At 67.2% G+C, this 7542-nt stretch carries 7 protein-coding genes and 1 rRNA gene; all 8 read left to right on the top strand.

Annotation, left to right across the window (positions count from 1 at the left end; all coding sequences use genetic code 11):
• Positions 1-94 (top strand): 5S ribosomal RNA (gene rrf, locus ACFY0T_RS22855); the annotation flags it as partial.
• Between the two features lie 161 nt (positions 95-255).
• The gene (locus ACFY0T_RS22850) at positions 256-864 is read left to right on the top strand and encodes a CDP-alcohol phosphatidyltransferase family protein (RefSeq protein WP_388873409.1); all 609 of its coding nucleotides are present in this window, start codon (positions 256-258) and stop codon (positions 862-864) included.
• Positions 865-975: 111 nt separating this feature from the next.
• Positions 976-3471: a sugar phosphate nucleotidyltransferase gene (locus tag ACFY0T_RS22845; RefSeq protein WP_388873407.1), complete on the top strand. Its 2496-nt coding sequence runs from the start codon at positions 976-978 to the stop codon at positions 3469-3471.
• Between the two features lie 89 nt (positions 3472-3560).
• Complete coding sequence (locus ACFY0T_RS22840) at positions 3561-4466, top strand: DUF881 domain-containing protein (protein ID WP_388873404.1); 906 nt, start codon at positions 3561-3563, stop codon at positions 4464-4466.
• Positions 4463-4795 (top strand): small basic family protein, encoded by a 333-nt coding sequence (locus tag ACFY0T_RS22835; protein ID WP_003988855.1) that lies wholly within the window; start codon positions 4463-4465, stop codon positions 4793-4795. The genes ACFY0T_RS22840 and ACFY0T_RS22835 overlap by 4 nt, the downstream gene beginning before the upstream one ends.
• 5 nt (positions 4796-4800) lie before the next feature.
• Complete coding sequence (locus tag ACFY0T_RS22830) at positions 4801-5715, top strand: DUF881 domain-containing protein (protein WP_388873401.1); 915 nt, start codon at positions 4801-4803, stop codon at positions 5713-5715.
• Between the two features lie 61 nt (positions 5716-5776).
• The gene (locus ACFY0T_RS22825) at positions 5777-6736 is read left to right on the top strand and encodes an FHA domain-containing protein (RefSeq protein WP_388873398.1); all 960 of its coding nucleotides are present in this window, start codon (positions 5777-5779) and stop codon (positions 6734-6736) included.
• 44 nt (positions 6737-6780) lie between these two features.
• On the top strand, positions 6781-7536 hold the full coding sequence (locus tag ACFY0T_RS22820) for a MerR family transcriptional regulator (RefSeq protein ID WP_388873395.1): 756 nt from the start codon (positions 6781-6783) through the stop codon (positions 7534-7536).
• The last annotated feature ends 6 nt before the right edge of the window (positions 7537-7542 follow it).

Genomic DNA, 7542 nt, shown 5'->3' with positions numbered 1-7542 from the left:
AACGCCCGGTTACATTCCGAACCCGGAAGCTAAGCCTCACAGCGCCGATGGTACTGCAGGGGGGACCCTGTGGGAGAGTAGGACGCCGCCGAACTCCTTTTAAAGCTCCGGCTCTTGGGCATACAGCCCGAGAGCCGGAGCTTTTTGTTTTTCCAGGGGTTTCCCGCTGGCGCTCCACCCCTCCTCACCGCAGCGTGAAGGCTGCGGGTAGGGTCAGGGGGCATCGTTGGCTCGTTTCCCACAGGAGGCCCCCGGGTGGAGGTCCAGGAGACCCGCGTCCAGACGGACCGGGTCCTCACCATCCCGAACATCCTCAGCATGGCGCGTCTTGTCGGCGTACCCATCTTCCTGTGGCTGATCCTCAGGCCGGAGTTCGGCGGTCCCAAGAGCGACGGCTGGGCGCTGCTCGTTCTCATGCTGAGCGGTATCAGCGACTATCTGGACGGGAAGCTCGCCCGGCGTTGGAACCAGATCAGCAGCCTTGGCCGGCTGCTCGACCCCGCGGCCGACCGACTCTACATTCTGTCGACTCTCGTGGGCCTCACTTGGCGCGAGATTCTTCCGCTCTGGTTGACCGCTGTACTTCTGGCGCGCGAGTTGGTTCTGCTGGTGATGGTGGGCATCCTTAGGCGTCACGGCTATCCGCCGCCGCAGGTGAACTTCCTCGGGAAGGCGGCCACCTTCAACCTGATGTATGCCTTCCCGTTGCTCCTGCTCAGTGACGGAAGTGGATGGATCGCGTCACTCGCTGCTATTTTCGGATGGGCGTTCGCCGGATGGGGTACAACGCTCTACTGGTGGGCAGGAGTCCTCTACGTGGTTCAGGTCCGCCGTCTTGTCAGGGCGGACGCCATGGCCGATTGAGCTCGCCGATTGCACGGCTGCAGTGGCTCGATGGCCCGCGGACGAAAAGTGCGGGACAATCTGGACGGGTGAAGTCGGCTAGACCGTCTCTTCAAGGAGGACGCTTCCGACATGAAGGCCGTCGTGATGGCCGGAGGCGAAGGCACACGCCTTCGTCCCATGACCTCAAGCATGCCCAAGCCGCTCCTGCCCGTGGCCAACCGCCCGATCATGGAGCACGTGCTCAGGCTGCTCAAAAGGCATGGGCTCAACGAGACCGTCGTTACTGTCCAGTTCTTGGCATCGCTGGTCAAGAACTACTTCGGTGATGGCGAGGAGCTCGGCATGGAGCTCACTTATGCCAATGAGGAGAAGCCACTCGGTACCGCCGGGAGCGTCAAGAACGCCGAGGAAGCGCTGAAGGACGACACCTTCCTCGTCATCTCCGGTGATGCTCTGACTGACTTCGATCTCACCGACCTCATCAACTTCCACAAGGAAAAGGGCGCGCTCGTCACCGTCTGTCTGACGCGCGTACCGAATCCCTTGGAATTCGGCATCACCATCGTGGACGAAGAGGGCAAGGTCGAGCGCTTCCTGGAGAAGCCGACCTGGGGTCAGGTCTTCTCGGACACGGTGAACACGGGTATCTACGTCATGGAGCCCGAGGTCTTCGACTATGTCGAGGCCGATGTCTCCGTCGACTGGTCCGGTGATGTCTTCCCCCAGCTGATGAAGGAAGGCAAGCCGATCTATGGCTATATCGCCGAGGGCTACTGGGAAGACGTCGGTACGCACGAGAGCTATGTGAAGGCGCAGGCCGACGTCCTGGAGGGCAAGGTCGACGTCGAGCTCGACGGCTTCGAGATCTCTCCGGGCGTATGGGTCGCCGAGGGCGCCGAAGTGCATCCCGACGCCGTACTGCGCGGACCGCTCTACATCGGCGACTACGCCAAGGTCGAGGCGAACGCCGAAATCCGTGAGCACACGGTCGTCGGCTCCAATGTCGTCGTCAAGAGCGGCGCATTCCTGCACAGGGCCGTGGTGCACGACAACGTGTACATCGGCCAGCACAGCAATCTGCGTGGCTGTGTCATCGGGAAGAACACCGACATCATGCGGGCCGCGCGGATTGAGGACGGTGCCGTCATCGGCGACGAATGCCTCGTCGGCGAGGAATCGATCATCCAGGGCAACGTACGCGTCTACCCGTTCAAGACCATCGAGGCCGGCGCCTTCGTCAATACCTCGGTGATCTGGGAGTCGCGGGGCCAGGCGCATCTGTTCGGTGCCCGTGGCGTGACCGGCATCCTGAATGTGGAGATCACCCCGGAGCTGGCCGTACGCCTCGCCGGAGCGTACGCGACGACGCTCAAGAAGGGCTCCACCGTCACCACGGCCCGCGACCACTCCCGAGGCGCTCGCGCGCTGAAGCGGGCGGTCATCTCGGCGCTGCAGGCCAGCGCCATCGACGTACGCGACCTGGAGAACGTACCGCTGCCGGTGGCGCGGCAGCAGACCGCTCGGGGCAGTGCGGGCGGGATCATGATCCGGACGACGCCTGGAGTGCCCGACTCCGTCGACATCATGTTCTTCGACGGACAGGGCGCCGATCTGTCGCAGGGAGGGCAGCGGAAGCTGGACCGGGTGTTCGCGCGGCAGGAGTACCGGCGGGCGTTCCCGGGAGAGATCGGGGATCTGCACTTCCCGGCCAGTGTCTTCGACTCGTACACGGGATCGCTGCTGAGGAATGTCGACACCACCGGTATCGCCGAATCCGGGCTGAAGGTGGTCGTGGACGCCTCGAACGGCAGTGCGGGGCTGGTGCTGCCCAGTCTGTTGGGCAAGCTCGGTGTGGACTCGCTGACGATCAATCCCGGTCTCGACGAGTCCAGGCCGACGGAGACGGCGGACACGAGGCGGGCCGGTCTGGTGCGGCTCGGTGAGATCGTCGCGTCCGCGCGGGCGGCGTTCGGGGTGCGCTTCGACCCTGTCGGCGAGCGGCTCTCGCTCGTCGACGAGAAGGGGCGGATCGTCGAGGACGACCGGGCTCTGCTCGTCCTGCTCGATCTGGTGGCCGCGGAGCGGCGCAGTGGGCGGGTGGCGCTGCCGGTGACCACCACGCGGATCGCCGAGCAGGTGGCGGCGTACCACGGCACGCAGGTGGAGTGGACGACGACCTCTCCCGATGATCTGACGCGGGTCGGTCGCGACGAGTCGACGATCTTCGGCGGCGACGGGCGCGGCGGGTTCATCATTCCCGAGTTCAGCGGCGTGTTCGACGGTGCGGCTGCCTTCGTACGACTCATCGGTCTGGTGGCGCGGACGCAGCTCACGCTCAGCCAGATCGACGCGCGGATTCCGCGGGCGCACGTCCTCAAGCGCGATCTCGCGACTCCCTGGGCCGTCAAGGGACTTGTGATGCGCCGGGTCGTGGAAGAGGCTGGAGATCGGTTCGTGGACACGACCGACGGCGTACGGGTCGTGGAGACCGACGGGCGCTGGGTGATGGTGCTCCCGGATCCCGCCGAGGCGGTCACGCATCTGTGGGCCGAAGGCCCCGACGACGACTCCGCGGAGGCCCTGCTCGACGAGTGGGCGGCGGTCGTGGACAGCGCAGGTCGTTAGCACGCGCGCGTGCCGGACAAGTGCCCCCAAGGGGGCCTGTCCGGCTCGCCGGTGGGGCCATTCGGAGGTAGCGCCCGCGACGTGCGACGATGTGCGGCATGCCGCAGCAGCCCCCCGTTCGGAGCAGCGTTCCGCGCCCCTCGCGCCCGGACGCCTCCATGTCGCTGCTCACCAACGTCATGGACCACAGCCTCGACGACGGATACGCCGAGGCGGCCGCCCGCAGGAAGGCCGAGGACGCCGGTGGCATGCCGAAGACGGTGCGGGCGAAGCTCGGTCTCGCCGCCGGCCTCGTGCTCGCGGCCCTCGTGGTGACCGTGGGAGCGGCGAACGCGCGGATCGCGGCCCCTGTCGTCGCCAAGGAGCGCCAGGAGCTCATCGACCGTATCGAGCGTGAGACCACGGCCGCCGACAAGCTTGAGACCACTGTCGACAAATTGCGCGACGACGTGAGCGCGCGGCAGCGCGAGGCGCTCAAGAAGGACGGGGGCGGCGAGCAGGCCGACCTGGTGAGCATCCTGTCGGGCGCCACCGCGGTGCACGGCCCCGGCGTGAAACTCGTCGTGAACGACGCCAAGGAAGCCGCCACGGGCGGCGAGGGCAATCCGCGGGAGACCTCGGGGTTCTCCGACACCGGACGCGTCCGCGACCGTGACATGCAGCGCGTCGTCAACGGCCTCTGGGAGTCGGGCGCCGAGGCCATCGCGATCAACGGACAGCGGCTGACTGCCCTGTCGGCGATCAGGGCCGCGGGTGACGCGATACTGGTCGACAACAAGCCGCTGGTGCCGCCGTACACGGTGCTCGCGGTGGGGGACGGCAAACGGCTCAGCACCAGGTTCCAGAACAGTGCCGACGGGCTGTATCTGCACGCCCTGCAGGAGAACTTCGGGATCCGGACCAGCATTTCCGTCGAAGACGACGTCCGGTTGTCCGCCGCACCAAGTGTGATCGTACGTACAGCGCAGCCGAGCACAGAGAAGGGCACATCGTGATCGCCGTACTGGGCCTCGTCGTGGGAGTCGTGGCTGGATTGTTGGTCCGGCCCGAGGTTCCGGCGGTCGTCGAGCCTTATCTCCCGATCGCCGTCGTGGCGGCGCTCGACGCCGTGTTCGGAGGCCTGCGCGCGATGCTCGACGGCATCTTCGACGACAAGGTCTTCGTGGTGTCGTTCCTGTCGAACGTGGTCGTTGCCGCGCTGATCGTCTTCCTCGGCGACAAGTTGGGCGTGGGTGCCCAGCTCTCCACGGGTGTCGTGGTCGTGCTCGGCATCCGCATCTTCTCCAACGCCGCGGCGATCCGCCGGCACGTGTTCCGGGCGTGAGGCCGATGAGCAACGAGGGCGAGACCCCCCAGCCTGCCGAGTCCTCCCGGCCTGCCGACTCCTCCCGGTCCGCCGAGTCCCCCCGGCCCGCCGGGGCCCCGGAGAACCGGCTGCGCAAGGAGCTGCCCGAAGAGGTGCCCACCGTGCCTCCCGGAAGTTCGGAGCAGGAGCAGCACGCACAGGACGCAGCGCCGTCGTTGACCGGCCGTCAACGGCTGGTCAAGGGTCTGTGGCCGCCGCGTGTGACGCGAGCGCAACTCATCGTCGCCGTGCTGCTGTTCGGCCTCGGCTTCGGCCTGGCCGTCCAGGTCGCGTCCAACAGCGACAGTGGCAGCGCCCTGCGCGGCGCACGTCAGGAAGATCTCGTACGCATCCTCGATGAACTCGACAACCGTACTCAGCGTCTTGAGGACGAGAAGCAGGGTCTCGAAGATCAGCGCACCGAGCTGGAGAACAGCTCGAACCAGGCCGAGGAGGCTCGCAAACAGACGGTCGAGAAGGAGAAGCAACTCGGCATTCTGGCGGGCACCGTGGCCGCGCAGGGACCCGGCATCACCCTGACGATCAACGACACGAAGGGGACGGTCAAGGCGGACATGCTGCTTGACGCGATCCAGGAGCTGCGCGCGGCCGGCGCGGAGGCGATCCAGGTGAACGGCGTACGCGTCGTCGCCAGTACCTATCTGACGGACTCCGGCAGCGGAGTGAAGGTCGACGGGAACAAGATCACCCAGCCCTACCGTTTCAAGGTCATCGGCAAGCCGCAGGACCTGGAACCGGCGCTCAACATCCCCGGAGGCGTGGTGCAGACGCTGGAGAAGGAGCAGGCCACCGTCACGGTGGATCGCTCGACGAAGATCATTGTGGACGCCTTGCGACCGGCGAAGCGGCCTGACTACGCTCGGTCGTCCCCCCAGTGAGCCGGGGCCGCATGAGGGGCGCCCGGCGAGGGCATGAGGTTGCGGGGGGTCGGCGCACCGAATGGGTGGTGCGTGGTGGAAACTGTTTGGTGGATACGGACGTTGTGAGGATGTCCGGGTCGACCGGTGTGTTCAATCAGGGTTCGTCCTGCCCCACGGGCGGGTCTGTTTCGGTCAAGGGGAATCGCCCGTGAAGTTGTTTGCGAAGTTGTTCGGCAAGAGCGCACGAGAGGGCAGTGGTGACAACGCGACTGCCCGGCACCGTGCACCACGCCATGGAGACATGGAGGGTCAGGGCGGCGACCGCCCGCTGTTCCGGGACCAGGTCGGTGACATTTCCGGTGGTCAGGGCGCGCCGTCTGTTGACCCTGCCCAGTCCGGCCGCATAGGTTTCGGGGATCCGTCAACCTCAAGTACGGGTGGAGGGTTTGCCCCCGATCCGTACGCGTCCCATGCCCCTGGTGGGCAGCCGCGGCAGGAGGATCCATCCATGTCGGCCCTGGTGTGTACGAGGTGCGGTAACCGCAACGCGGAGAACAGCCGCTTCTGCTCCAACTGCGGTGCACCGCTGCGGGGCGGAGCGGAGCGTCCGTCCGAGACGACGTCCACGATCTCCATTTCGGGCCTCGAGGCCTATGACGCCGAGGTGACGGGCCAGACGCCCTCGCCGATGCTCTCCCCGGAGGCGCAGGCGGCCGTCGACGCACTGCCGCTCGGCTCGGCGCTCCTGGTGGTGCGCCGTGGCCCGAACTCGGGCAGCCGCTTCCTCCTGGACGGCGAGCTGACCACGGCCGGGCGTCATCCGCAGAGCGACATCTTCCTGGACGACGTGACAGTGTCGCGCCGCCATGTGGAGTTCCGTCGCGCCGCGGACGGCACGTTCACGGTGGCCGACGTCGGCAGCCTGAACGGCACGTACGTCAACCGTGAGCGGATCGACCAGGTCGCTCTGTCGAACGGTGACGAGGTGCAGATCGGCAAGTACCGGCTGGTGTTCTACGCGAGCCAGCGGGGCATCTGACGCTCCCCCCGGACCCCGTCCGGGGGGACTCCCAGGGAAGGTCCATGCTTCAAACACCGAGCGGCGGTGCCGGCAGCGGTACCGCCGCCACGGACAGTGGGCTGATGAGCATCGGCGTGGTGCTGAACGTGCTGCGCGACGAGTTCCCCGAAGTCACCATCTCCAAGATCAGGTTCCTGGAGTCGGAGGGGCTCGTCGAGCCGCAGCGGACCCCCTCGGGGTATCGCAAGTTCAGCGCGAACGACGTCGAGCGGCTCGGCCACATCCTGCGGATGCAGCGGGACCACTATCTGCCGCTGAAGGTGATCCGCGAGCATCTGGACGCACTGGAGCGCGGTGAGCCGGTGCGCCTGCCGTCCGTGGGGCGTCAGCGCGACTGCGGCGAGGGGGAGCCGCTCGGCGACCTTTTCGGGGAGCCCGAGGCGCCCACAGCGGCCCGCGTGGGTCGTGCCGAGCTGCTGGCCGCCGCCGAGATCGGCGAGCCGGAGCTCGAGGAGTGGGAGTCGTACGGGCTGATCGCGCCGCTGCCGGACGGTGCGTACGACGCCGAGGCGGTGACCGTCGCCGCGCTCGTCGTCGAGCTGGGACGGTTCGGGATCGAGCCGCGCCATCTGCGCGCGATGAAGGCCGCGGCCGACCGCGACGCGGGCCTGGTGGACCAGGTGGTGGCCCCGCTGCGCCGCCACCGCAATCCGCAGACCAGGGCGCACGCGGAGGCCCGTACGAAGGAGCTGGCGGGTCTCACGGTGAAGCTGCACGCGGCGCTGGTGCAGACCGCGCTCGGCGTGCGACTGCCCTGATCCGGG

It is taken from the genome of Streptomyces sp. NPDC001530 (genome assembly GCF_042894545.1).
In the GTDB taxonomy this organism is placed as follows: Bacteria; Actinomycetota; Actinomycetes; order Streptomycetales; family Streptomycetaceae; genus Streptomyces.
Note: the sequence above shows the minus strand (reverse complement) of the source record. Positions and strands in the feature narration are given on the sequence as shown.

What these genes read in the sequence shown, in the direction of transcription:
- ACFY0T_RS22825 (WP_388873398.1), top strand. Translation starts at nt 5,777, where the DNA reads ATGGGTGGTGCGTGGTGGAAACTGTTTGGTGGATACGGACGTTGTGAG.
- ACFY0T_RS22820 (WP_388873395.1), top strand. Translation starts at nt 6,781, where the DNA reads ATGCTTCAAACACCGAGCGGCGGTGCCGGCAGCGGTACCGCCGCCACG.
- ACFY0T_RS22840 (WP_388873404.1), top strand. Translation starts at nt 3,561, where the DNA reads ATGTGCGGCATGCCGCAGCAGCCCCCCGTTCGGAGCAGCGTTCCGCGC.
- ACFY0T_RS22845 (WP_388873407.1), top strand. Translation starts at nt 976, where the DNA reads ATGAAGGCCGTCGTGATGGCCGGAGGCGAAGGCACACGCCTTCGTCCC.
- ACFY0T_RS22830 (WP_388873401.1), top strand. Translation starts at nt 4,801, where the DNA reads ATGAGCAACGAGGGCGAGACCCCCCAGCCTGCCGAGTCCTCCCGGCCT.